Source organism: Salmonella sp. SAL03688 (assembly GCF_046551895.1).
GTDB classification, from domain to species: Bacteria; Pseudomonadota; Gammaproteobacteria; order Enterobacterales; family Enterobacteriaceae; genus Salmonella; species Salmonella enterica.
The window spans coordinates 24,051-48,160 of sequence record NZ_JBGDVI010000020.1 but is presented as its reverse complement, the minus strand read 5'-3'; the positions used below and the strand labels follow the sequence as shown (position 1 = coordinate 48,160).

The 24,110-nt window shown below is 53.4% G+C and carries 22 protein-coding genes and 4 tRNA genes; 7 read left to right on the top strand and 19 right to left on the bottom strand.

The window, feature by feature from the left end; genetic code table 11:
* Positions 1-81 precede the first annotated feature (81 nt).
* From ACLJR2_RS18420 to cyaY, 3 genes are all read left to right on the top strand, one after another.
* A complete protein-coding gene (locus ACLJR2_RS18420; protein ID WP_001200018.1) occupies positions 82-2,085 on the top strand; it encodes a hypothetical protein in 2,004 nt (667 codons plus the stop codon).
* On the top strand, positions 2,073-2,462 hold the full coding sequence (locus ACLJR2_RS18415; RefSeq protein ID WP_001125569.1) for a DUF3021 family protein: 390 nt from the start codon (positions 2,073-2,075) through the stop codon (positions 2,460-2,462). The genes ACLJR2_RS18420 and ACLJR2_RS18415 overlap by 13 nt, the downstream gene beginning before the upstream one ends.
* A 69-nt stretch (positions 2,463-2,531) precedes the next feature.
* Complete coding sequence (cyaY, locus tag ACLJR2_RS18410; protein WP_000999929.1) at positions 2,532-2,852, top strand: iron donor protein CyaY; 321 nt, start codon at positions 2,532-2,534, stop codon at positions 2,850-2,852.
* A 70-nt stretch (positions 2,853-2,922) separates the two neighbouring features.
* Here cyaY and ACLJR2_RS18405 read toward each other — a convergent pair whose 3' ends face one another.
* The 4 genes from ACLJR2_RS18405 to cyaA form a co-directional block, all read right to left on the bottom strand.
* On the bottom strand, positions 2,923-3,285 hold the full coding sequence (locus ACLJR2_RS18405) for a hypothetical protein (protein WP_010989084.1): 363 nt from the start codon (positions 3,283-3,285) through the stop codon (positions 2,923-2,925).
* 11 nt (positions 3,286-3,296) lie between these two features.
* Positions 3,297-3,839: an STM3941 family protein gene (locus ACLJR2_RS18400; protein ID WP_015633187.1), complete on the bottom strand. Its 543-nt coding sequence runs from the start codon at positions 3,837-3,839 to the stop codon at positions 3,297-3,299.
* Between the two features lie 185 nt (positions 3,840-4,024).
* Entirely contained in the window at positions 4,025-4,378 is a 354-nt protein-coding gene (locus ACLJR2_RS18395) for a membrane protein (RefSeq protein WP_000752579.1), read from the bottom strand.
* Between the two features lie 107 nt (positions 4,379-4,485).
* Positions 4,486-7,032: a class I adenylate cyclase gene (cyaA, locus tag ACLJR2_RS18390; protein ID WP_000281718.1), complete on the bottom strand. Its 2,547-nt coding sequence runs from the start codon at positions 7,030-7,032 to the stop codon at positions 4,486-4,488.
* Between the two features lie 376 nt (positions 7,033-7,408).
* On the opposite strand from cyaA, the gene hemC reads away from it, so the two are divergent.
* From hemC to hemY, 4 genes are read left to right on the top strand one after another with little or no spacing between them, the layout of a single operon-like run.
* Entirely contained in the window at positions 7,409-8,350 is a 942-nt protein-coding gene (gene hemC, locus ACLJR2_RS18385; protein ID WP_001521319.1) for a hydroxymethylbilane synthase, read from the top strand.
* Positions 8,347-9,087, top strand: coding sequence for a uroporphyrinogen-III synthase (gene hemD / locus ACLJR2_RS18380; RefSeq protein ID WP_000025494.1), 741 nt, complete (start codon positions 8,347-8,349; stop codon positions 9,085-9,087). Before hemC ends, hemD begins: the two co-directional genes overlap by 4 nt.
* Positions 9,088-9,108: 21 nt before the next feature.
* Positions 9,109-10,278, top strand: a complete 1,170-nt coding sequence (hemX, locus tag ACLJR2_RS18375) for a uroporphyrinogen-III C-methyltransferase (protein WP_000138953.1) — start codon at positions 9,109-9,111, stop codon at positions 10,276-10,278.
* Positions 10,279-10,280: 2 nt separating this feature from the next.
* Positions 10,281-11,477: a protoheme IX biogenesis protein HemY gene (hemY, locus tag ACLJR2_RS18370; RefSeq protein ID WP_001546072.1), complete on the top strand. Its 1,197-nt coding sequence runs from the start codon at positions 10,281-10,283 to the stop codon at positions 11,475-11,477.
* Between the two features lie 581 nt (positions 11,478-12,058).
* On the opposite strand, the gene ACLJR2_RS18365 is transcribed toward hemY, so the two are convergent.
* The 15 genes from ACLJR2_RS18365 to wecB form a co-directional block, all read right to left on the bottom strand.
* Positions 12,059-12,135 (bottom strand) — tRNA-Pro (locus ACLJR2_RS18365).
* A gap of 42 nt (positions 12,136-12,177) precedes the next feature.
* Positions 12,178-12,264: transfer RNA gene (locus tag ACLJR2_RS18360), tRNA-Leu, on the bottom strand.
* A gap of 20 nt (positions 12,265-12,284) precedes the next feature.
* Positions 12,285-12,360 (bottom strand) — tRNA-His (locus tag ACLJR2_RS18355).
* Positions 12,361-12,414: 54 nt separating this feature from the next.
* Positions 12,415-12,491, bottom strand: a tRNA-Arg gene (locus tag ACLJR2_RS18350).
* Between the two features lie 102 nt (positions 12,492-12,593).
* The gene (gene thrP / locus ACLJR2_RS18345; protein WP_000818384.1) at positions 12,594-13,979 is read right to left on the bottom strand and encodes a bifunctional threonine/serine APC transporter ThrP; all 1,386 of its coding nucleotides are present in this window, start codon (positions 13,977-13,979) and stop codon (positions 12,594-12,596) included.
* Between the two features lie 206 nt (positions 13,980-14,185).
* Entirely contained in the window at positions 14,186-14,926 is a 741-nt protein-coding gene (gene wecG / locus ACLJR2_RS18340; RefSeq protein WP_000183617.1) for a lipopolysaccharide N-acetylmannosaminouronosyltransferase, read from the bottom strand.
* Positions 14,923-16,281 carry an ECA oligosaccharide polymerase gene (gene wzyE, locus ACLJR2_RS18335; protein WP_000055605.1) on the bottom strand — a complete coding sequence of 453 codons (1,359 nt, stop codon included), beginning with the start codon at positions 16,279-16,281 and terminating at the stop codon, positions 14,923-14,925. Before wzyE ends, wecG begins: the two co-directional genes overlap by 4 nt.
* Positions 16,278-17,357: a TDP-N-acetylfucosamine:lipid II N-acetylfucosaminyltransferase gene (locus ACLJR2_RS18330; RefSeq protein WP_000217184.1), complete on the bottom strand. Its 1,080-nt coding sequence runs from the start codon at positions 17,355-17,357 to the stop codon at positions 16,278-16,280. Before ACLJR2_RS18330 ends, wzyE begins: the two co-directional genes overlap by 4 nt.
* On the bottom strand, positions 17,354-18,604 hold the full coding sequence (gene wzxE, locus ACLJR2_RS18325) for a lipid III flippase WzxE (protein ID WP_000050291.1): 1,251 nt from the start codon (positions 18,602-18,604) through the stop codon (positions 17,354-17,356). Before wzxE ends, ACLJR2_RS18330 begins: the two co-directional genes overlap by 4 nt.
* A 1-nt stretch (position 18,605) precedes the next feature.
* Positions 18,606-19,736, bottom strand: a complete 1,131-nt coding sequence (rffA, locus tag ACLJR2_RS18320; RefSeq protein WP_000612080.1) for a dTDP-4-amino-4,6-dideoxygalactose transaminase — start codon at positions 19,734-19,736, stop codon at positions 18,606-18,608.
* Positions 19,737-19,740: 4 nt separating this feature from the next.
* On the bottom strand, positions 19,741-20,418 hold the full coding sequence (rffC, locus tag ACLJR2_RS18315) for a dTDP-4-amino-4,6-dideoxy-D-galactose acyltransferase (protein ID WP_001145158.1): 678 nt from the start codon (positions 20,416-20,418) through the stop codon (positions 19,741-19,743).
* On the bottom strand, positions 20,396-20,710 hold the full coding sequence (locus ACLJR2_RS18310; RefSeq protein WP_223151143.1) for a sugar phosphate nucleotidyltransferase: 315 nt from the start codon (positions 20,708-20,710) through the stop codon (positions 20,396-20,398). The genes rffC and ACLJR2_RS18310 overlap by 23 nt, the downstream gene beginning before the upstream one ends.
* Entirely contained in the window at positions 20,653-21,720 is a 1,068-nt protein-coding gene (gene rffG / locus ACLJR2_RS18305; RefSeq protein ID WP_000822154.1) for a dTDP-glucose 4,6-dehydratase, read from the bottom strand. Before rffG ends, ACLJR2_RS18310 begins: the two co-directional genes overlap by 58 nt.
* Complete coding sequence (wecC, locus tag ACLJR2_RS18300) at positions 21,720-22,982, bottom strand: UDP-N-acetyl-D-mannosamine dehydrogenase (protein WP_000011232.1); 1,263 nt, start codon at positions 22,980-22,982, stop codon at positions 21,720-21,722. The genes rffG and wecC overlap by 1 nt, the downstream gene beginning before the upstream one ends.
* A complete protein-coding gene (gene wecB, locus ACLJR2_RS18295; protein ID WP_000866685.1) occupies positions 22,979-24,109 on the bottom strand; it encodes a non-hydrolyzing UDP-N-acetylglucosamine 2-epimerase in 1,131 nt (376 codons plus the stop codon). Before wecB ends, wecC begins: the two co-directional genes overlap by 4 nt.
* Between the last annotated feature and the right edge of the window lies 1 nt (position 24,110).

Here is a 24,110-nt window from a genome sequence, read left to right as displayed (position 1 = left end):
TGCCATGATTATTGCGCATTTACATCAGGGAACATGCTTTGCTAATCACTTTAGGTTTACGTACCACGTCCGGATGACCTTATGCAATATCGTAATTTGTTTTGCCTTTTTTCGCTTTCACTTCTGCTGCCTCCCGCCTGGGGATGCCGGCTGAGTGAACCTCCGCACAATGTTTATCAACGGCAAGGCAGCGGCGTGGTTTATCTCCAGCCAGAAGAGGAGAACAATCTTTCGTTGCCGGAGGTGAATTTCAAACGCCTGCGTCGGTTACCCAATTCATTGATTAACCCGGCAACTCAGGATGAGTGGGACAGGGAACCACCGCTCACCGACCTGACGACCGATTATGTTTATACCGGTGCGCAGGCTATCTTCCCGCGCTTTTCCTACTACAGTGACGGACGCGTTATTCTGTACGGTGGAAAAATCATGCGTAATCCGCCGGGGACGCCATCGGTAGATGTCGCCTCATTTCGCGCCTTTGGCAAAGTCGGCGTTGATAAAGATAGTCTCTATGACGAAGGCAAACGAACGGATGACAACGGCGGCGAAAACCGCGTTAATTTACAGTCATTGCGTAAAGTTGAATTTAGCAGCCAGTGGAAACCAGACCTGATAGGCTTGACGCTGCGCGACGATCGCTTTCTTTATGTCGACGGGCATCGCCTGAACGACCCGGACAGTTTCACCGTTCTGGCGCAAAAGCCCTGGGATCAGCGCGGTAAATTTTCCGCCACATTTAATCCGTGTATCGCCGTCCCCTTTGGTCCCTGGGATACGCTGGCCCGCACACGCACCAAAATCATCATCAACGGCGACCAACTGGACGCTGACCCAGACACCTTTTCCGTGGTGCGCTGGATGCCCGGTTCTCTATTGACCTGGCGCGATAAAAACGGCTTGCACCGTCACGTTCTCAACCAGAACAACCTGGATCGGGACATGCAAATTGGAAAACACTGTGATGCGTTCAATCTGCAGGAAAAACGCGTTCTATGGCGTAAAGGACCGGAATGCAAATTTGCCGAAATCCCCGGCCTTGACCCGGAACAATTTCATCCGCTCAGTAACGCGGTGGCGCAATATCAGGATCGGCTTTATGTCATCCGGAAAACGGAATTCGGCGAAAACCAACTGGATGTCGTCACGCTGGATAACCCAAATCTGGTGATAGACAAGCGTTTTAATGCCGGGCGGCATCACGGTTATTTACTCACTAAAACGCGATCCGACTTTAAGGAAGAAGACGGATTGCAGGTATTCGAGTCGGCTGGCCCGCTTATTCTGATGGACTATCACGTTCCGGACGAGACAGAAGCGCATCTGGGCGACAGCCCACATTACAAAAAATGGTACGCGCGCGACGATCGATATGTTTACGCGTTTGATGGCGCTCAACTGTGGCGCTATCCCACGCCCAATCCCAAAGCTCTACGCGTGAAATGGCAAACAACGCACTCAGGATACGGCTATTGGGTGGATTACCGCATAGCCCAGTTAGATGGCGCCCTCATGGAGGATGGCTCTTTTATCGCCACGGGTATCCCACGAGATCCTTCCGTAAAAACAGCCTATGTTAAAACCGATGGCACCTTTGACATCGGCAAAACAGCGGTTCGCTGGCGCAAGTCTTTGTCACCTGACGGCGAGTGGGGCCGTTGGCAAACCATTCCCAACGTTGACCCGAGTCAGTTTCATCTGGTTAACGATCGCATCGCGCAATATAAGAACCGGCTATACATTGCGAGGCTCTCACCTTTTGGCGAAGACCAGTTGGAAACGCTGGAACTGGATAGCCCAGCCCCCTTCCTGAACCGGGAAATTAACGCCGGAAAAGAGCACGGCTATTTTATGCGTGATAGCCAGCAAGGTCAGGGTATTCAAGTCTTTAGCATCAATGGGCCGCTAAAAGTCACCAAGCGTTTTGCGTATGACAACCGCTATGTTTATACGTGGATTGGCAGCCAGCTTTACCGAACAGCATCCCCCTGCCCGGATAAGACGCATACTCTGAATAGGAACGTCATGTACACCAACAATAAAGACATCATCATCATAACGCAGGCACCGGAATGCCAAAAATGACGCCGCTAAACCGTTTTGCGCGTTTGAATAAACATCTGAAAAACGCCCTTCGGGGCGTGGGGATCGGTTCATGCCTTTACGTCATTATTGAAAGCGTTATGCACGGCACGATAAACGGTGTTGAAGCTGCCGGAGTCCTGACGATAAGCGCGGTACTCGGTCTGCTTAGCGCTCTTTTGGATATCAAAGCAAAGCCGCGCGCCCCCTTAATCCTGTTGCATTTTCTCCTCTGCGGCGGCTGCGTCGCGCTGATAGTGGCAATGCTGTCGGCTCTGAACCATTTCCCGGTTAATGCGTCCGTCATACTTATCACCAGTGCGCTATTTATCGTCATTTATCTACCGCTGGGTTTTATCCTTTACCGCTCACAACGGTAATTCGTATCGGTTCCAGAAGCTGACGCTTCCCCTTATACTGGCGCTATCACTCAATAGCGGGATAAAACAATGAACGACAGTGAATTTCATCGCCTGGCTGACGCCCTGTGGCTCACCATTGAAGAACGCCTCGATAGCTGGGATGGCGACAGCGATATCGACTGCGAAATCAACGGCGGCGTGCTGACCCTCAGCTTTGAGAACGGCAGTAAGATCATTATTAACCGTCAGGAGCCGTTGCACCAAGTGTGGCTGGCAACCAAACAGGGCGGCTATCACTTTGACCTGAAAGGTGACGAGTGGATTTGCGATCGCAGCGGCGAAACCTTCTGGGAGCTGCTGGAGCAGGCGGCGACGCAGCAAGCGGGTGAAAAGGTGAGTTTTCGCTAAGTTTTAATTCCGCAGGAGAGCCAGAAGAATAGCGCTTTCCTGCGTATATTTAACGAGATATGCGGTCGTATTACCAACCCCGAAATGTGAAATACAGCCAGGTTGCCAGAAACAGCGCGGGCCATACACTCAACCAACCAACCCAAAAGCCGTAGCGTTGCCAAAAGGTTAGGTTAAATAGTGGCTTCTGCTCGGTAAAAAGTTGACGTAACGCTGGTGACCAACGTTTTTCCTTGATTTCATTGCTGCAATGATTGCATATCGCTAAACCAAACTTATCTCTTTTTCTCGCCTGAGACAGACCACATGTACGGGTCCTTTTTTGGCGAATAATCAACCATACATCCTGATTATTACAATAAGGGCATGTTTCATGTGTGGGTAGGGTTGCCAGAGGCAGCACATCAATATGGTGAGTAATAACAAAAAACATATATCTCTACCCTATTGTTCCAGGTTTCTGGCAACAGCCATTTTAAAAATATCCTGTAACTCATCTGAATCATAATCGAGATCGTTTAGAGAGATATTCATCACGCGATTACTTCCATGCTTATTCAATAATGACAGAAAATTATTACGCATTTTCTCATTAGTAATTCGCTGACAATAAAGCTCAACATCTTTGACAAAAATGGCCAGCACAGGCGTATTATCGCTAACACGCTCACCAACATAGTTGATTTCATGCCAGTAAACTATTGGTAGCCTGGTTGTGTGTAATGTTACTCCCTCCTGGTTCAACGTTAGCTGTGGCTTTCCTGAAAAGGCGGAGTACCAGTAAGCACTTGCGCCTGCTATCATGAGGATTATGAAAAAAACACACATCATCTTTAGCATAATACTATAATTTAGAAAGAGGCTCATCATAAGAGCTATAGCTACCACTGAATAAAACAAAGCTAATTTTATTTGTCGTTTCTTATTCACGTAAATAAGAATAGGGTTGTTTATTGACATATAATATCCTTTTATAAAAACATCCATAAGAAACCATTAAAGAGCTTTTGTTTCTAATATGGTTTTTCAAAACATATTTACGAAAACAATGAAAGACGCGATAGCGTTTTGAACGGTCTGGATATTACTACATAAATTGTATAAGAAAAAATATTGTCTAAACCTTGTTCCGCTCAATGAGCATTCTTCGAATGTAGGCTGGATAAGGCGTGTTAGCGCCGCCATCCGGCACAGTATCGCTCTAAAGCCATAATCATATTGATAAGAATAATGGCCGCACATGTGAGCATTAACGCGGTAAAGAACAAAAAGGCGATACCGTACAATTCCCATCCCAGATCATAGAGAAAATGGTAATTGTCGCAGGAGATGATCACATCCAGACCGGGACATACTTTTCCCCATCGCCCCCAGTAAGACGCATCCCAGAGTTGAAAACTGGCCATGCTGGCGCATAGCGAGAGCAGGCACCCAGCAGATATAAAACAGAATAACTTATTTATAAGAATGAAGCCGAGGCTGACCATCGCCATGACTATCCCTAACAAAATGAACGCATCTGCCACCTCAAACCTCCTCCTGTAAACCAAATGCGGAGGTCACGGTAACGAAGTTGGGTGAAGTTAATGTGAAGCGGTGAACGCCGGCCGGGCAGCTTTGCCCGGCGCAGCACTTACGAAAAATACTGCTGCAATAGCGGCGCGTCATGATCCTGGTTTGCTGGCGGCACGGTGTTGATAGGCTGCGTACGGAATGGGATCACCTGCGCGCGGCCATCGGTTTTCACTATCTGGTAGAACTGCGGCAGGTTAAAGTTGATAAAACTGGAGCCATACGTGAAGCGATCGTGCGATGACGAATAGAAGCGACTGACGTCGCGCACCAGTTCTTCCTTGCTACCTTCGCAGTGGTGATACACTTCCGCCCGGTTACTTTCATCCAGAATATAAATATTAAAGCCTTTCTCATCGCCCGTTTCTTCAAAGAAGAACTGGATAATCCCTTCGCTGGCGAAGCCATCCACCACTGACGGCAATTTCACCTGGTTGGTTTCCACCTGTACCGACAGCCCGTGCAGCTTGTTATGCGAAATCGCGCCGTAGAATTCGATAGCGTTCTCCAGCTTCTGCACCGAGACATTCAAGCGTTCGAAGAATAGTCCCCACGTCTGCCCGGAAACCCGCAGCGCCTTGAAGCGACCGGTCTCCTGACGGGTGCTGGAAAGACGTAGCTCGATACATTCGGAGACCAGTTGCTGCACGCGGGTGCGAATCAGACCGCGAAGATGCTGACTGTAGCAGAACACCTCCACGCTATCCGGCGGCGCGGCATCCTGGTGCATTTTCCCCAGAATCGTTTTCAGCGCTTCGATCATCGCCTGCTCGCCGTTAAAGTGCAGAGTACGCACTTCGTTCCACGAGTTGCGATATAACAAGTCGATACTGCCTATCAGACAGTTTTGCTCTTCGCCAAAGCTGAAAACGTCCAGCTTACGGAAGTCAAAATGGACCACTTTATTGCGAAACGCCGCCGTCGGGTCATATTCGAGGTTAACGATAATCGCCAGATGGCGAATTTCACAGGGGCTGTAGAGCGCTTTCGGCGTCGGAGCAGGCAAGCGCAGCGGGAAATGGTGCGAAACATCGGCGACCATCTCCTGCAACTTAGGCAGGTCGACAATACCGTTGCCCTTAATAAACAGATGCGTTCGCGACGTCAGCAGGCCGTTGAACCACGCCCACGCGACCAGCTTATTAAGATAACGGTTATATTCCAGCGGCTGATGGCTGATGATGGAATCCATGTTCGGCGCGCGGTTGTAGAGATACCAGCCTGAACGGTTGGCGCGTCCCGGCGGCACATGGATAAAGGTTAAATTTGGCTCGGACAGATCCGGCGATATCTGCGGGTTCACCAGCGTGACTTTACCCGGCAACGCTTCAAAAGCCGCGTACAGCTTACGCGTCAGTACGCCGATATCCTGCGGGCTGGCACTCACGCTGAGGTTGTTGCGCCGCGCAAAGCGAATCAGATTACGATAGCTTTGCATCATGGCGTCGAGCAATTCGTTGTGGGCTTCGCGCACCTGATCGATTTTCCAGTTTGCGCGATTATCGAGCATGGTCAGACGCGCGTCGTCCCATCCCCACTCGCTGACTAACTGGCTTAATACTTCCCGACGCCAGCCTACGCAGGCGCGCTCGCGACTTAATTTCTCGCACACTTTCAGGTAAAAGCAGCGGCGGACTAAATCCAGCCGCGTCGGATCTTCAATCGCCGTCAGGTATTCAGTGACCCGTTCCAGCATCATGCAGTAGGGATCGAGTCCAAACGATACGATTTCACCGTCATGCAGACGTTGTTTAATATCTTTCGCCAGCAGACGTGGGTTGGGATATTCCCATGAGTAGGCTTCCAGCAGCAGCGTTTTCAGCACCGCTTTGTACGGCGAGTCAATGCTCTTGTATAGCTGCCACAGGCTGGCGCCAAAGTACTCTTCGGCGGAGAGCGAGCTTAAGCCCCCCAGATCCAGCCATTCGTTTGGCGTTAATACGCCCTGCGCGTAGAGCGTCATGACATAGTCGTCGTAATGCTCTTCTTCGTCGCACGGCACCATACTCCACAGGATACGCTTCCCGGCCAGGCGCACAGCGGTACGATAAAACTCATCAAGCAACAGGATATGCTGCGTAGAACCACAGTCTTCCCCGCCCAGACTGCCGCTTTCGTTATGGCGGAAACGGTTCTCGTCGATCAGGAAGAAGCTCACCTCAACGCCAAGCGAGGCGGCCCAGCTTTCCAGCAGGCTACACTTACGTTGCAGCAACTGACGCTCTTCACCGTCGAGCCAGGACTGATGGCACACCCAGATATCCAGGTCGGACGAGCAGCTCTGCCCGACCGAGGAGGTGCTGCCCATGGTGTAAACACCGGTAATCGGCAGCTCGCCCTTCGGCGGGTCCTGCGGCGTCATACCGCGGTACAGCTCAAGTTCGTTCAGATAGTGGCGTTGGGTTTCATCAGGCGTGTAGAAGCAAATACCGCTGGGAACGTTACCATCAAGGTAACCCGGCATCAGTGGATGGTGATAGTGCAATAATGTCGGCAGAAGACTGTAAACCTGCTGAAAAGCGGGTCCCATGGCAGCAAGCGCGCGATCCACACGCAGTTGATTTATGGCATCCAGTCTCTGTTTCAGAGTCTCAATATAGAGGTACAAGACGTATCGCCTGATGTTGCTACCCGTCATGGTGCAGGTCAGTACTTGACCGTCGCCATTCGGGATAAACCGTATGTCAAAAATAACCGTTACCCTTTCTCGTCTGCATATTTTTATCTAATACCGACGAAAAAATGGTCTAAAACGTGATCAATTTAACACCTTGCTCATTGACCGTAAAGAAAGATGCGCTACATACAAGTGTAGCACCGTTCGCTGCGTGTAAATTCTTAAATACGGGCTGGCGGTTTCTCGTCATTATTCACTGTCATTGACGACACTGCGCCTTATCCTCTCACTCACGGTGACCGGAAAACTAACATACTCTCTATAAGGATGTTAGGATGGTCAATGATTGATAATGACGGTAACAAGCATGTTAGACAATGTTTTAAGAATTGCCACACGCCAAAGTCCCCTTGCGCTTTGGCAGGCACATTATGTCAAAGACGCATTGATGGCAACCCATCCGGGACTGACGGTAGAACTGGTGCCGATGGTCACACGCGGCGACGTGATCCTTGATACTCCCCTGGCGAAAGTGGGCGGTAAGGGACTGTTTGTTAAAGAGCTTGAAATCGCGCTGCTGGAAAAACGCGCTGATATCGCCGTGCACTCTATGAAAGACGTTCCGGTGGCCTTCCCGGACGGTCTCGGTCTGGTGACCATTTGCGAGCGCGAAGATCCGCGCGACGCGTTTGTCTCGAATAAATATCACAGTCTGGACGATCTGCCCGCGGGTAGTATCGTCGGGACGTCCAGTTTGCGTCGCCAGTGTCAACTGGCGGAACGCCGTCCGGACCTCATTATCCGTTCGTTGCGCGGCAACGTCGGCACACGTCTCGGCAAGCTGGACAACGGCGACTATGACGCCATTATCCTGGCCGTGGCCGGTCTGAAACGCTTAGGTCTGGAGTCGCGCATTCGCACAGCCTTGCCGCCCGACGTTTCGCTTCCTGCCGTAGGCCAGGGCGCCGTCGGGATTGAGTGTCGTCTTGACGACGCGCGAACACAGGCGCTGCTCGCACCGTTGAATCACTCGCAAACCGCGCTGCGCGTAACGGCGGAACGCGCTATGAACACCCGCCTGGAAGGCGGTTGTCAGGTGCCGATTGGTAGCTATGCAGAAATCATCAACGGTGAAATTTGGCTACGCGCGCTGGTTGGCGCGCCGGACGGTTCGGTGATGGTGCGCGGCGAACGTCGTGGTTCTCCCGAGCAGGCGGAGCAAATGGGCATCTCGCTTGCAGAGGAACTGCTGGAAAACGGCGCGCGCGCGATTCTGACGGAAGTTTATAACGGCGAGACGCCCGCATGAGTATTCTGATCACCCGCCCCTCTCCCGCAGGGGAAGCATTAGTGAGCCGTCTGCGCGCACTGGGGCAGGTGGCCTGGAGTTTTCCACTGATTGAATTTGTCGCCGGTCGGGAGCTACCCACCCTGGCCGACCGCCTGGCGACTCTGACGGAAAACGATCTGGTTTTTGCCCTTTCACAGCACGCCGTCGCCTTTGCTCACGCCCAGCTCCAGCGGGATGGTCGAAACTGGCCTGCGTCGCCGCGCTATTTCGCGATTGGCCGCACCACGGCGCTCGCCCTTCATACCGTTAGCGGGTTCGATATTCGTTATCCATTGGATCGGGAAATCAGCGAAGCCTTGCTACAATTACCTGAATTACAAAATATTGCGGGCAAACGCGCGCTGATTTTGCGTGGCAATGGCGGCCGCGAACTGCTGGGCGAAACCCTGACAGCTCGCGGAGCCGAAGTCAGTTTTTGTGAATGTTATCAACGATGTGCGAAACATTACGATGGCGCGGAAGAAGCGATGCGCTGGCATACTCGCGGCGTAACAACGCTTGTTGTTACCAGCGGCGAGATGTTGCAACGGCTCTGGTCGCTGACTCCCGAGTGGTATCGTGAGCACTGGTTACTACGCTGTCGGCTATTGGTCGTCAGTGAACGTCTGGCGCACCTCGCCCGGGAGCTGGGCTGGCAAGATATTAAGGTCGCTGATAACGCCGACAACGATGCGCTGTTGCGCGCATTACAATAACTCTCATAATGGGATGCCATAATGACGGAACAAGAAAAATCCTCCGCCGTGGTTGATGAGACCAGGGAGAGCGTGGAAACCACGCCACAGCCAGTTAATACCGAGAAAAAAAGTAAGAACGGCGCCGCGCTGGTATTAAGCGCGGTGGCGATCGCGATTGCCCTGGCGGCAGGTATTGGGCTTTATGGCTGGGGGAAACAGCAAGCAACCGCGCAAACGGAAACCAGCGATGCGCTGGCGACGCAACTGACCGCCTTGCAAAAGGCTCAGGAGAGCCAAAAAGCGGAGCTGGAAGAGATTATCAAAAAACAAGCGGCGCAGTTAGAAGACGCGAATCGCCAACAGGCGGCGCTGGCGAAACAGCTTGATGAAGTACAACAAAAAGTCGCCACTATTTCCGGCAGCGATGCTAAAACCTGGCTGCTGGCGCAGGCTGATTTCCTGGTGAAACTCGCCGGACGCAAGCTGTGGAGCGATCAGGACGTCACTACCGCCGCTGCGCTGCTCAAAAGCGCTGACGCCAGTCTGGCGGACATGAATGACCCCAGCCTGATTACCGCACGACGCGCGATTACTGACGATATCGCCAGCCTGTCATCCGTTGCGCAGATCGACTACGACGGCATTATTCTCAAACTCAATCAGCTCTCTAACCAAATCGATAACCTGCGTCTGGCGGATAACGATACCGATGGTTCGCCGATGGATTCAGACAGCAGCGAGCTGTCCAGCTCGCTAAGCGAATGGCGCGTTAACCTGCAAAAAAGCTGGCAGAACTTTATGGACAGCTTTATTACCATTCGCCGCCGCGATGATACCGCCGTACCGCTGTTGGCGCCCAACCAGGACGTCTATTTACGCGAAAATATTCGCTCCCGCCTGTTAGTCGCCGCGCAGGCCGTGCCACGCCATCAGGAAGAAACATACCGTCAGGCGCTGGATAACGTTTCGACCTGGGTTCGCGCTTATTACGATACTGACGACGCCGCGACAAAAGCCTTCCTGGAGGAGGTCGATAAATTAAGCCAGCAAAATATCACGATGGATCTGCCGGAAACCCTGGAAAGCCAGGCGATTCTTGAAAAACTGATGCAAACCCGCGTGCGTAATCTGCTGGCGCAACCGACAGTCTCTACGGCAGCGCCTGCCACGCAGACAGACGCTCCGGCAACCGCGCCGCAAGGAGAATAATGATGCTAAAAGTATTATTGCTCTTTGTGTTGTTGCTCGCGGGTATCGTGGTCGGCCCGATGATAGCCGGTCACCAGGGCTATGTGTTAATCCAGACCGATAACTACAACATTGAAACCAGCGTCACCGGACTGGCGATCATTCTCATCGTCGCTATGGTGGTGCTATTCGCCATTGAGTGGTTGCTACGCCGTCTGTTTCGTACCGGCGCGCACACCCGCGGTTGGTTTGCCGGTCGTAAACGCCGTCGCGCCCGCAAGCAGACCGAACAGGCGCTGCTGAAGCTGGCGGAGGGCGACTATCAGCAGGTTGAAAAGCTGATGTCAAAAAATGCCGACCATGCTGAACAACCGGTGGTAAATTATCTGCTGGCGGCAGAAGCGGCGCAGCAGCGCGGCGATGAAGCACGCGCTAATCAGCACCTTGAACGTGCGGCAGAGCTGGCGGGGAACGACACCATCCCGGTCGAGATCACGCGCGTGCGCTTACAGCTGGCGCGTAATGAAAATCACGCGGCGCGTCACGGCGTGGACAAACTGCTGGAGGTCACGCCGCGTCACCCGGAAGTTCTGCGTCTGGCGGAGCAGGCCTATATTCGCACCAGCGCATGGAGTTCTTTACTGGATATCATCCCATCCATGGCGAAAGCGCACGTCGGCGATGAAGCGCATCGCGCCATGCTCGAACAACAGGCGTGGATAGGACTCATGGATCAGGCGCGCGCCGAGCAGGGCAGCGAAGGATTACGCACCTGGTGGAAAAACCAAAGCCGTAAAACCCGCCATCAGGTGGCGCTGCAGGTCGCAATGGCCGAGCATCTGATCGAATGTGACGATCATGATATGGCGCAGCAGATTATCATTGACGGTCTGAAACGCCAGTATGACGATCGGCTGGTGCTGCCCATTCCTCGCCTCAGAACCAATAATCCGGAACAACTGGAGAAAGTGCTGCGCCAGCAAATCAAGACCGTAGGCGATCGCCCGCTGTTATGGAGCACGCTCGGCCAGTCGCTAATGAAACACGGTGAATGGCAGGAGGCGACCCTGGCTTTCCGCGCCGCGCTAAAACAACGCCCGGACGCGTATGATTATGCCTGGCTTGCCGATGCGCTTGATCGACTGCATCAACCGGAAGAGGCCGCCGCCATGCGGCGCGATGGCTTGATGCTGACATTACAGAACAATCCCCCGCAGTAATTCCCTCTTGCCCGGTGGCGCTTCGCTTACCGGGCTTACCGCCTACGCAAAATCATTCGGAATGCATAAAAAAACGCCTGCCCGGTTAAGGGGCAGGCGTCAAAACAGGTCTGTATGACAACATAAAGGGGTGCTTCACTCAACGTTGTGTCCAGGGTGTTTGATGAGGCGTAAGCGACATCTGTCAGTGGACGATAAGCACCGTAAACGGCTCTGCATCATTCCTGAGTTTATGAGGCCAGAAGGCGAACATAAGAGATGGAATGAGCATCTACCCGTACATTATTGCACATAACGTGCCATCTTTGCACCGCTAAAAAACAGGCGCAGGCATTAAAAAAACGTAGAGAATTCACGCGATTGTCATCCCCCCGCCGCTGGCGAGGTTTTAGCGTGTCGCCCGGCGGAGACAGAACAGGATACTTTTTATAAAGTGATTATAAATCAATAGATTATTCGTCACCGAATAGCGACAAATGAAGCCTGGGATATCGCCAATAAACCATAATGGCAACACGTGCGGGATAAGTGGTTGAAAATGAACAGAAAACAAAAAACCCCGCCGAAGCGGGGTTCAAAATTGGTCGGCGAGAGAGGATTCGAACCTCCGACCCACTGGTCCCAAACCAGTTGCGCTACCAAGCTGCGCTACTCGCCGATATACTGCTTTTTTGAATTTTTAGTTCAATTCATTGAGTCGTGGTGCGAGGGGGGGGACTTGAACCCCCACGTCCGTAAGGACACTAACACCTGAAGCTAGCGCGTCTACCAATTCCGCCACCTTCGCGTTTCACAACCCTATATTAATGGGGTGGCTAATGGGATTCGAACCCACGACAACTGGAATCACAATCCAGGGCTCTACCAACTGAGCTATAGCCACCACTGAAACTTTTTACGCGGTATTAAACCACCGCAGCTCAAGCACCTAAATAAATGGTACGCCCGACAGGATTCGAACCTGAGACCTCTGCCTCCGGAGGGCAGCGCTCTATCCAGCTGAGCTACGGGCGCTTAGCGCCGTTGCGGGGGTGGATAATACGGACTTCACACCCCGCTGTCCAGTGCCTTTTTAAATAAAATGCGCGTTTGGTTATGCTTTGCGCATTTTGGCGCTTATTCCCCCACCTTGTGGGCGGTTCCGTGACGATTCAGACCGAAAACTTTGTAGACCAGCGTGACGGCCAGCAGGAAGATGACGCCGACAAACAGCGACATGCGCGTATCTTCATTAAAGTACATGCCGATTAAAACGCAAACCAGAAACGCCATCGTCAAATAGTTCGCCCACGGGAACATAATGGAACGAAAAGGATGATCCGCAATCGCTTCTTTATGCGCCCGACGAAAGCGCAGTTGGCTAATCAGAATGACAAACCACGGCACCATCCCCGGCAGTACGCTGGCGCTATAAACGTAAACAAAGACGCGCTGCGGATTGGGGATGATGTAGTTCAGGCAAGAACCTACCAGCAAAATCAAAATAGAGAGCGCCACGCCCGCGACCGGCACGCCGTGGCGAGAGACTTTCGCGACTGCCGCCGGCAGTTGACGGTTTTTCGCCAGCGCGTAAAGCATACGCCCACAGCTATACATTCCGCTGTTACAGCCGGAGAGCGCCGCCGTCAGCACGACAAAGTTGATAATGCCAGCCGCGGCGGTGATGCCGATTTTCGCGAAGGTGAGCACAAAGGGACTGCCGTTGCTGCCAATCTCATTCCACGGGAAAATGGTGACGATTACGAAAATCGCGCCAACATAAAAAATCAGGATACGCCACAGCACCTTACCCACCGCGCTACGCAACGTCACCTGCGGATTCTTCGCTTCACCGGCGGTAATACCGATCAACTCAACCCCTTGATAAGAGGCCACCACGATACATAATGCGGTCAGAAAGCCTTTCCAGCCGCCGGCAAAAAAGCCGCCATGCTCGGTCAGATTACCAAAGCCAACCGCCTGGCCGCCGTTACCAAAGCCGAAGAAAATCACCCCCAGACCGATGATGATCATCACAATAATCGTGGTGACTTTGATCATCGCAAACCAGAATTCGATTTCACCATACAGGCGCACCGCAGCCAAATTCGCCAACGCAACCAGTCCGACGGCAATCAGCGCCGGTATCCACTGCGCCATCTCCGGAAACCAGAACTGGACGTAGACCCCAATGGCGGTAATTTCCGAGATTCCGACCGCCATCCACATAAACCAGTATGACCAGGCGGTAAGATAGCCAAAAAAAGGACTCATATACCGGTGGGCGTACACGGCAAAGGAGCCGGTAACAGGTTCCAGAAAGAGCATCTCCCCCATCGAACGCATGATGAAAAAGACGAACAATCCGGCGATGATATACGCCAGCAGCACTGACGGGCCCGCCCATTTCAGCGTACTGGCGGCGCCCATAAAGAGTCCGACGCCGATGGTGCCCCCGAGGGCAATCAATTCAATATGACGAGCTTCCAGCCCACGCTGTAGCTCCGGTTTTTTCTCTGCCATAAATCCTCATGTCGTGTTTGCAACGGTTCCGGTAGTACCGGTTATTGTTATGGGTACATCGATTGTTGCGAATATTTTCTTAAATTTGGACAAATGGCAAATGGAGCATTAAAAAAATGCATTTATTGTGTAAGAAATCATCAATTATGTTGTAAATGAGCAGCGCCATAAGCACAATCCGCTGCTCAAGTCATCAGAAGGGAGAATTAGAGATCGCCAGTATAGTGCCAGCGAAGGTAGCGCAGCAGACGCATCTGGCGGGTAATACGCTTCGGTTGAGAAAGCAGACGATACAACCACTCCAGCCCCAGGTTCTGCCATATTTTTGGGGCGCGTTTGACGTGACCGGTAAACACATCATAGGTACCGCCCACCCCCATATATAGCGCATGGGGATGCACTTCCCGACAATCGCGCATGAGCAATTCCTGTTTTGGCGATCCCATCGCGACGGTGACAATTTTCGCGCCGCTGGCATGGATACGCGCAAATAGCGCCTGACGCTGCTCCGGCGTAAAGTAACCGTCCTGGCTACCCACAATATTGACGTTCCACTGCGTCCGCAGTTTTGCTTCCGTCTGCGCCAGCACCTCAGGCTTGCCGCCGACAAGAAATACCGGTGTGCCTTCTTTCCCCGCGCGCGCCATTAACGCTTCCCAAAGGTCGGCGCCAGCCACACGAGAAACCTGCGCCTGCGGAAATTTTTTACGTATTGAACGCACCACGCTGATGCCATCGGCATATTTAAATTCCGCCGCCGCTATCAACGCGCGAACTTCCGGATTATCTTCCGCCGTCAGCAGCTTTTCGGCGTTGATCGCCACCAACGTGCCTTGCTTCAGTTGTCCATCGGCAAACAGATAATTCAGCGCATGTGACATGTCGCGCCAGCCAATCAGAGGTAATCCACGCAGCGAGTAAAGGGGCGCAGCGGCATTGTTAGTCATAGTTTTCCTTCCACCTGTGCCTGAGGGAGCGAAGTTGTACGTTTATGAATCAGTCCGGCGCTATCAAATAACCAGAACAGAAGCTTAGCGACCAGCAGGCTGGCGCCAAAAACCACCAGGAAGAAAACCACGCGCGAGACAAACGAATCCAGCCCTTCTCGCGCCAGCACAATCATATTAAAGATGGCGCCAAAGCAGAAACTGTGCAGAATCGCCGCCTTATAGCGATTGGGCTCCCGGTTACCCAGTTCATACAGCCAGTCGAACCATTTGATAATCAGCCCGACGACGATCGCGCCGAGCGGAATAAACAGCGCCCCGCCCATGACCACCAGCGATCCGATAAGCGTTGGCGATATCGCCAGGCCAGAATGGTTGTTCAGGACTTCCCAGGTGAAGTAATTCGCAGAGTTCAGCACAATACTGGGTCGTCCCGGCCATAACCAGGTGGGAATAAAGACGTAGAAATCACGCACGATAGGGGCCAGCCCCTGAAAATCGATATTGTGGTAATTTTGCAACAGCAGCGCCAGATTCTCCCACGGCGAAAAGGTATCGCGCGTCAGATAAAGAAACGTATAGAACGCCTCATCGCCGCTCACATTTAATCCGTAGCGTTTGAGCGCCAGCCAGAACATACCGACAATCCCCAGCACGCCCGCCGCTGCCAGCATCCACAGGCTGATCCAGCCCCGAATAATGCCGATAAACAGGAAGATAGCAAACGCAATAATGATGTTAGCGCGCGTGCCGCCGACAATCATGTAGGTCAACAGACCAAACGCGACGGTGCTCACCAGAAAGAACAGCCACGCTTTGCTGTCCTGGCGCAGGAAATAGACCACCAGCATCGCCGGAATGAAGAAATAGAAGAACCGTTTTAACGCCACGCCGGAGACTTCGCTGGAAAAGATCTGGCTGTAGGAGTGCAGCCGGAACAGCAAAAAGCCGTTATGCATAAAGAAAATCGCCACGCTCACCAGCGCGATGCCCATCAGGATCACCCAGGTAAGGTGGGTTTCCACCCGGTTCATGGTAAATAGCGGCTTGCGTGGTACATCCACAACGCGTTTGCGTAAACGCGTTTTATAGGTCACGTAATACACGCCGTAGAAACAGGCGGCGGATAATAGAGCCTGCAATAAGATTTCCGGCGGCGCAACGCCAACGTCGAAACGAAATACCAGCACGCTGGTTAGCGGAAAACCAAAAAAGAAGGTCAACAAAAACAGCAACGAAAAGAAAACGTTGAAGTTAAAACGCACGCGGCGGAATTCAAACCAGGTCAGCGTGGCGATAAACAGCGTAGAGAGCAGCCAGACCACCAGCAGCCCGCTGAATTGCATTAAACTCATTCGGCTTCTCCTGCGGCGATTCTCAACGCATTATGCCACGGTTGCAGGTAGTTGGGGCTAAAGAAGGTGATGCCGCTTTTATCTACCGATGCGAGCTGACGCTGCGCCTCGCGCACGACCTGCTCATTAAGATCGTCCGTGGTAAACAGGACGGGCAGATGCTGTTCCGCCATATCCTGCCAGAAAGGATTGTCGCGGTTCAGTACGCACGGGATATCGGCCTGAATTAGCAGACACAACGTCCCGATCCCCTGTTGGCGGGCAAAAATAAAATAACCGAGGTCGCACTGGCGCAACAGCGCAAGATAGGCATCAAATTCCATTTTTTCGCTAAGAATTTGTAGATTTTCGGCGCTAAACAGCGCCAGACCGGCCTGACGAACCTCATCAATATAGGCCTGGTTATTGGCCGGATAGCCCATCGGCACCACCACGTTTACCGTGTCGCCAAACTGCTGATACACCGCCCGTAACGCCGCAATATGTTGGTTACTGCGATCGCCGGAGTTCCCTACCAAAATGGTCAATTTCCCCGCACGTTGGTGCTCTTTTGCCATAGCATTCAGGGAAGGGTCCATGCGCGTCGGGAAATAGAGCAACTCGCCGCGTACGCCCGGATGCAGGCGCGCAAAATAGCTGAGATCGCCGCGCGTCGCGAATACGCCCCCTACTCGCCCCTGCGCGATACGACGAAGCGGGTAGAAAAGACGGAATTTCAGCCCGTGGGACACTTCGTAGAGATCCGCGCCCCAGATATGCCAGTAAAACTGAGCTGGCTTAATACCGCCGCTTAACAGCGCCAGCCACAGGCTGGTGTTGAACTGACCGTGAAAGAAGAATCTCTGTCGACGATTTGCTTTCGCTTTGGCGATGACCGCCTGCGCCAGCGCTTTCTTACTGCCATAAAAACGAAGCGAGAGCGCCGGGCAGCTTTCCGTGAAGCCGTTATCTTCGCCAGCAACCATAAATTCGCGCGCGTGCTCGCTTGTGGCGGCCAGCGTATCATTGAAAAACCGCAGCACGGTGTGGTTATGGTGAGGGATATCCGATCCCAGGACGTGAATCAGTACAGTCATGCTCGCCTACGCCAGAGTAAAAATACGCCGCAACAAAGTGAAAAATAGACAATATAGGTGGCCATATAAGCCTGTGCCGCACCCAGCGCGCCGTGAGCGGGAATCAGCCAGTGAGCGAACGCCGTTAACAGAATGAACTGGCTAATTTCGGCCAGAATGTAAAATCGCAACGACGCTTTGGCAATCACCAGATAACCGAAAACATAGGCGCCGACTTTCAGCACGTCGCCCACTAACTGCCAGGCGAACAGATCGCGCATCGCGGTGAATTTGGCGGAAAAAAGCAGCCAGATAGCAAAATCGCGCAGTAGCCAGACGGTAAAACTCGCCGCCGCAACCGCCGGTAAAACAAATTTCAGCGCTTTTACCACTTCACGCGTAATGTCCTGTTTTTCCGTCAGGCGTGAGAGCGTGGGTAACAGGTAAACGCTGAAGGAGGCGGTGATAAATTGCAGATAGGCGTCAGAAATACTGCTTACGCCCTGCCAGATCCCGACATCGCTCCAGCTATAGTGCGCGGCCAGTTGGTTTCGCATCATCACATAGGCGACCGGCATCGTAACGGAGGTAATCAGCGCCATCAGGGTAAATTTACTGAGCTGCCCTGCCAGACCGTTATCCCAGGAGGGCTTGAGATAACGTAGCGGGACGGTGCCGCGCTTAATCAGTATTATACCGGCAGGCACTACCACCAGCGCCGGCACCAGCGCCAGGCCAAGCAGAGCGCCTTCATAGCCGCCGACACGATAGCAGAGATACCAGGCGACGACGCCCAAAAAGCTGCCGACAATTAACGATAAGGCATTACCCGACGCGTCACGAAAGCCCTTCATTAGCGCCAGCAGCAGGTTCGCCCAGGCGATCCCCATTTGTACCAGCGCAACCAGACGCACCAGCCCTTGATAGTCCGTGTGACCGAACAGTCCCTGGCTAATCGGTGCCGCCGCCAGCAGGAAGACCAGCGCCAGCAGCGTAGAGAACCCCAATACCATCGCGGAGGAGGTTCCCACCACGGTACGTAACTGCGCCGGGTCATCATGATGTTGTGCGACGAGTTTGGTAACGCCGTTAAATATCCCCGCGCCAGCCAATACGCCCAGCACGGTGATCATCTGGCGGAAGTTACCCGCTTGTCCGACGCCCGCCGGGCCAAAAGAGACGGCCAGTAGTTTCACCACCAGCAGTCCGGCGCCAATTTTTACCAGCGTACTGACCGCCGTCCACAGGGAGGCTTTAGCAAGCGACATATCAGGAGAAATAATTTAGCAAGGTAGTAATCACCGTTCGTTGATCGACGGGCGCAAGGTTATAAAACAGCGGCAGACGCAGCAAACGTTCGCTCTCTTTTGTGGTGTAGACATCGTCCCCGATAAACTCGCCGAATTTATCGCCCGCCGGACAATCATGCAGCGGAATGTAATGGAATACCGCCATGATTTCCGCCTCTTTCAGGAAATTAATCAGCGCGCTGCGATCGGCGATATCCCGCAGTTTGATGTAAAACATATGGGCATTATGCCCGCAGTTTTCCGGAATAGAAGGCAGCTCGATACGCCCGGCGCGCGCCAGCGGCGTTAACGCATCGTAGTAAGTCTGCCACAGCGACAGACGCTGTTGATTGATACGATCGGCGGCCTCCAGTTGCGCCCACAGATAGGCAGCCTGCAGATCGGACATCAAATAACTGGAGCCGATATCCCGCCAGGTGTATTTGTCCACTTGACCACGGAAGAACTGGCTACGGTTGGTGCCTTTTTCGCGGATGATCTCCGCGCGTTCAATTAGCGTACGATCGTTGATCAGCGTCGCGCCGCCTTCGCCGCCAGCGGTGTAATTTTTGGTTTCATGGAAGCTAAAACAGCCGATGTGACCGATCGTCCCTAACGCGCGCCCTTTGTACGTGGACATCACACCCTGGGCGGCATCCTCGACAACGAACAGATTATACTTATCCGCCAGCGCCATGATGACGTCCATTTCACAAGCGACGCCAGCGTAGTGTACCGGCACGATAGCGCGGGTTTTATCAGTAATCGCCGCCTCAATCAGCGTTTCGTCAATATTCATCGTATCCGGACGAATATCGACAAACACAATTTTCGCGCCGCGCAGGACAAAAGCGTTAGCGGTGGAGACAAACGTAAAGCTCGGCATGATCACTTCATCGCCGGGCTGAATATCCAACAACAGAGCCGCCATCTCGAGTGATGCGGTACAGGAAGGCGTCAGCAACACCTTCGCGCTGCCGAAATGTTGCTCCAGCCACTGCTGGCAACGACGCGTAAAGCCGCCGTCGCCGCACAGTTTGCCGCTGCTCATTGCAGACTGCATGTATTCGAGTTCGGTTCCCACCACCGGCGGCGCATTAAAAGGAATCATGTTGTCACCTGTATAACCAGTACGCAGTGCTTTCGATGTTGGCACCGCTTTGTATGTAACGTTTAAGCGCGGCGGTGTTGCCCAACTGGGTCGCCACCCGCAATGTTGCTTTGCCGCGACTCTGCGCCCAACAGATCGCCGCCTGCATAAGTTCCGCTCCCGCGCCGCGTCCGGCCAACAGACCGATGCGCGCGTCGGTATCATTCAATTCCCGCAGCGAGACGTAACCACGGATAGCGCCTGTCTCTGTGCGAAGCACCAGGCATTGGTGATCAAACGTGCCGCGTACCGCATTCTCAATCCACTGGGCGTAAAAACGGGCGCTGGCATCGGGCGCATACCACGGCGCGCGAAAACGACTCTGCGTAAACGCCTCTCCGGCCAACTGACGCAAAGCAGGAATGTCTTTAAGATGTGCAATTCCCGCGCCATGCTGGTCGCGATGCCCTTTTACCGGCAACGCAAAATCCACCTCGCCTTCAACCAAAGAGAATCCCAGCGATTGCAACGCCGACAGCCAGGCGATATTTTCAGCCGGCACTTTTACCTGCACGCGTTGCCACGCCTGCAGCGCTTCTGGCGTTAATTCGGGCGCTGAGGCATCGATACGCACAATGCCGCTATTCACGCCAAAGAACGTATTTTCCCAGAGTAACGGTTCAATACTGGCGCGGACGGGCACGGAGCAACTCCAGTAAATATTGGCCATAGCCGGTTTTTTCAAGCTGACTGGCGGCGCGTTTCAAACCATCATCATCCAGCCAGCCGTTGCGCCAGGCAATCTCCTCCAGACAGGCAATTTTGAAGCCCTGGCGCTTTGATACGCCGCGCGTAATGGGATGCAACCGGGTACCGGAACCTCCCGCCAGAATGATGCCTTTCATTCGTTTCTCCTCCAGGAGTAAGAACCTGCCGTTTAGCGTTTCAGTCCTAAGCGTTCGCCCTGATAACTGCCATCCTGCACGGGTTTCCACCAGGCCTCATTGGCGAGATACCACTGAACGGTTTTTCGCATCCCGCTTTCGAAGGTTTCCTGCGGCGTCCAGCCCAGCTCGCGGGCGATTTTCGACGCGTCGATGGCATAACGTAAGTCATGGCCGGGTCGATCGTCGACGAAGGTAATGAGATCGTGATAATTCGCCACACCCTGCGGTTTTTGTGGGGCCAGTTCTTCCAGCAGAGCGCAGATCGTCCTGACCACATCCAGATTTTTACGTTCGTTATGACCGCCGATATTATACGTTTCGCCCACCGCGCCGTTCGTCACCACGTGATACAACGCACGGGCATGATCCTCTACATACAGCCAGTCGCGAATTTGCTGACCGTTGCCATAGACCGGCAATGGTTTACCCGCCAGCGCGTTCAGAATCATCAGCGGGATCAGTTTTTCCGGGAAATGGTAGGGCCCGTAGTTATTAGAGCAGTTGGTGACAAGCGTAGGCAGACCGTAGGTACGTAACCAGGCGCGTACCAGATGGTCGCTGCTGGCTTTGGAGGCGGAATAAGGGCTGCTTGGCGCATATGGCGTGGTTTCGGTGAAGAAATCGTCTGCAGTATGCAGATCGCCATACACTTCATCGGTGGAGATATGGTGGAAGCGGAACGCCGCTTTAGCGTCCGCGTCAAGCGCGGACCAGTAAGCGCGAGCGGCTTCCAGCAAGGTGTAAGTACCAACGATATTCGTTTCAATAAACGCCGCCGGGCCGTCGATGGAACGGTCTACATGGCTTTCCGCCGCCAGGTGCATCACGCTATTGGGCTGATACTGCTGGAAGACTCGCTCCAGTGATGCCCGATCGCAGATATCCACCTTCTCAAAGGCGAAACGGTCGCTTTGCGTCACCGATGCCAGAGACATCAGGTTGCCCGCATAGGTGAGTTTATCCACCACCACCACCGCGTCTGCCGTTTCATGGATGATATGCCGCACCACCGCAGATCCGATAAAGCCTGCGCCGCCGGTCACCAGAATGCGTTTCATCAGCGCCAGACTCCTTTGGTATCAACCACATAACGTTGATGAACCGCATCGCCGGGAATCGCTTTAAATTCGTCGTGATCGACCAGCATCACCAGCACATCGGCGGCGGCCAGCGCCGCGTCCAGTTTCGCCAGCGTGCAAAGTCCGTCCAATTTTTTCGGCAACTGACGGATATTCGGTTCGACGATCAGGGTTTCGCCGCTGTGCCAGCGGGCGATACTTTGCGCGATCCCCATCGCCGGGCTTTCGCGCAGATCGTCGATATTCGGCTTAAAGGCCAGCCCAAAACAGGCGATTTTCACTTCGCTGGCGCGTTTATCGGTGGCCGCCAGGCAATCTGCGACCGCGGCTTTTACCTGATCGACCACCCAGTGCGGTTTGCCGTCATTCACTTCACGCGCGGTGCGAATCAGTCTCGCCTGCTGCGGATTTTGCGCCACAATAAACCACGGATCGACCGCAATGCAGTGCCCGCCAACGCCTGGGCCCGGCTGCAAAATATTGACGCGCGGATGGCGGTTCGCCAGACGGATCAATTCCCAGACGTTAATCCCCTGTTCGGCGCAAATCAGCGACAATTCATTCGCAAAAGCGATATTCACATCACGGAAGCTATTTTCCGTCAGCTTGCACATCTCTGCGGTGCGCGAGTTGGTGACAACGCATTCGCCCTCAAGGAAAATTTTGTACAGCGCGCTGGCGCGAGCCGAACATACTGGCGTCATACCGCCAATCACGCGGTCATTTTTAATGAGTTCCACCATCACCTGACCCGGCAGCACGCGCTCCGGACAATAGGCGATATTCACGTCGGCCTGCTCGCCCGCCTGCTGGGGAAAGGTCAGATCCGGGCGCATCCCGGCCAGCCAGCCGGCCATTTGCTCCGTTGCGCCGACCGGCGATGTTGATTCCAGAATCACCAGTGCCCCTTTTTTTAATACCGGCGCAATGGATTTCGCCGCGGCTTCCACATAGGCCATGTCAGGGTCGTGATCGCCTTTGAATGGCGTCGGCACGGCAATCAGGTACGCATCGGCCTCGACAGGTGTCGTCGTCGCACGCAGAAAGCCGCCTTCCACCGCCATCTTCACCACATTGCCCAACGCCGGCTCCACGATGTGAATTTCACCGCGATTTATGGTGTCTACCGCATGTTGGTTGATATCCACGCCGATAACCTGCTTCTGGCGGGAAGCAAAAGCGGCCGCAGTCGGTAATCCGATATACCCCAGCCCAATAACAGAAATGGTCGTAAAACTCATAACGATACCCGATAACTTTTTAACGCCTGTAAAATGCGCGCGCATGATTGCCCGTCACCATAAGGATTATGGGCGCGGCTCATGGTTTGATATTCATTTTCGTCGTGCAGCAGACGCATAACTTCCGCCACAATGCGCCGGGAGTCCGTGCCGATCAGTCTTACCGTACCAGCGGTAATGGCTTCCGGACGCTCTGTGGTTTCACGCATGACCAATACCGGCTTACCTAATGACGGCGCTTCTTCCTGAATACCGCCGGAATCGGTCAGAATGAGCCAGGCGTGATTCATCAGCCAGACAAAAGGTAAGTAGTCCTGCGGTTCAATCAGTACCACGTTTTCAACATGGCCGAGGATACGGTTGACAGGTTCGCTGACGTTGGGATTGAGATGCACCGGATAGACAATTTGCACATTCTGGTTCGCGGCGGCGATTTCCGCCAGCGCCTGGCAGATATGCTCAAAGCCCTGACCAAAGCTTTCACGCCGATGACCGGTCACCAAAATCATTTTCTTATTCGCGTTGAGGAAAGGATACTGCTCGGCCAGTTCAGCCTGTAATGTATCGCTCGTCAGAACGCGATCGCGTACCCAGATCAGCGCGTCGATAACGGTATTGCCAGTGACAAAAATGCGCTCATCCGGAATGTTCTCCCGCAACAGATTCTGCCGCGAGTTTTCCGTCGGCGCAAAGTGGTACATCGCCAGATGTCCGGTCAGCGTGCGGTTTGCCTCTTCCGGCCAGGGGGAATAGAGATCGCCGGTTCGCAACCCGGCTTCTACGTGCCCTACCGGAATTCGTTGATAGAAAGCCGCCAGGCTGGTAGCAATCGTAGTGGTGGTATCGCCATGAACCAGCACCACATCAGGTTTAAAATCTGCCAGGATCGGCTTTAATCCCTCCAGAATTCGGCAGGTAATTTCCGTCAACCCCTGTCCCGGCTGCATAATGTTGAGATCGTAATCAGGCACAATAGAAAAAAGAGTTAATACCTGATCAAGCATCTCCCGATGCTGCGCAGTAACGCATACTTTGGCCTCGAAATGAGGATCTTTTTCCAGCGCATGGACCAGAGGCGCCATCTTAATGGCCTCCGGTCGTGTACCAAATACAGTCAGTACTTTCACA

What these genes read in the sequence shown, in the direction of transcription:
- wzyE (WP_000055605.1), bottom strand. Translation starts at nt 16,281, where the DNA reads ATGAGTTTAATGCAATTCAGCGGGCTGCTGGTGGTCTGGCTGCTCTCT.
- ACLJR2_RS18405 (WP_010989084.1), bottom strand. Translation starts at nt 3,285, where the DNA reads ATGTTTTTTGTTATTACTCACCATATTGATGTGCTGCCTCTGGCAACC.
- ACLJR2_RS18420 (WP_001200018.1), top strand. Translation starts at nt 82, where the DNA reads ATGCAATATCGTAATTTGTTTTGCCTTTTTTCGCTTTCACTTCTGCTG.
- hemY (WP_001546072.1), top strand. Translation starts at nt 10,281, where the DNA reads ATGCTAAAAGTATTATTGCTCTTTGTGTTGTTGCTCGCGGGTATCGTG.
- ACLJR2_RS18400 (WP_015633187.1), bottom strand. Translation starts at nt 3,839, where the DNA reads ATGGATGTTTTTATAAAAGGATATTATATGTCAATAAACAACCCTATT.
- hemC (WP_001521319.1), top strand. Translation starts at nt 7,409, where the DNA reads ATGTTAGACAATGTTTTAAGAATTGCCACACGCCAAAGTCCCCTTGCG.
- hemX (WP_000138953.1), top strand. Translation starts at nt 9,109, where the DNA reads ATGACGGAACAAGAAAAATCCTCCGCCGTGGTTGATGAGACCAGGGAG.
- wzxE (WP_000050291.1), bottom strand. Translation starts at nt 18,604, where the DNA reads ATGTCGCTTGCTAAAGCCTCCCTGTGGACGGCGGTCAGTACGCTGGTA.
- thrP (WP_000818384.1), bottom strand. Translation starts at nt 13,979, where the DNA reads ATGGCAGAGAAAAAACCGGAGCTACAGCGTGGGCTGGAAGCTCGTCAT.
- cyaY (WP_000999929.1), top strand. Translation starts at nt 2,532, where the DNA reads ATGAACGACAGTGAATTTCATCGCCTGGCTGACGCCCTGTGGCTCACC.
- ACLJR2_RS18330 (WP_000217184.1), bottom strand. Translation starts at nt 17,357, where the DNA reads ATGACTGTACTGATTCACGTCCTGGGATCGGATATCCCTCACCATAAC.
- rffA (WP_000612080.1), bottom strand. Translation starts at nt 19,736, where the DNA reads ATGATTCCTTTTAATGCGCCGCCGGTGGTGGGAACCGAACTCGAATAC.
- hemD (WP_000025494.1), top strand. Translation starts at nt 8,347, where the DNA reads ATGAGTATTCTGATCACCCGCCCCTCTCCCGCAGGGGAAGCATTAGTG.
- ACLJR2_RS18415 (WP_001125569.1), top strand. Translation starts at nt 2,073, where the DNA reads ATGCCAAAAATGACGCCGCTAAACCGTTTTGCGCGTTTGAATAAACAT.
- wecC (WP_000011232.1), bottom strand. Translation starts at nt 22,982, where the DNA reads ATGAGTTTTACGACCATTTCTGTTATTGGGCTGGGGTATATCGGATTA.
- wecG (WP_000183617.1), bottom strand. Translation starts at nt 14,926, where the DNA reads ATGACTAACAATGCCGCTGCGCCCCTTTACTCGCTGCGTGGATTACCT.
- rffG (WP_000822154.1), bottom strand. Translation starts at nt 21,720, where the DNA reads ATGAAACGCATTCTGGTGACCGGCGGCGCAGGCTTTATCGGATCTGCG.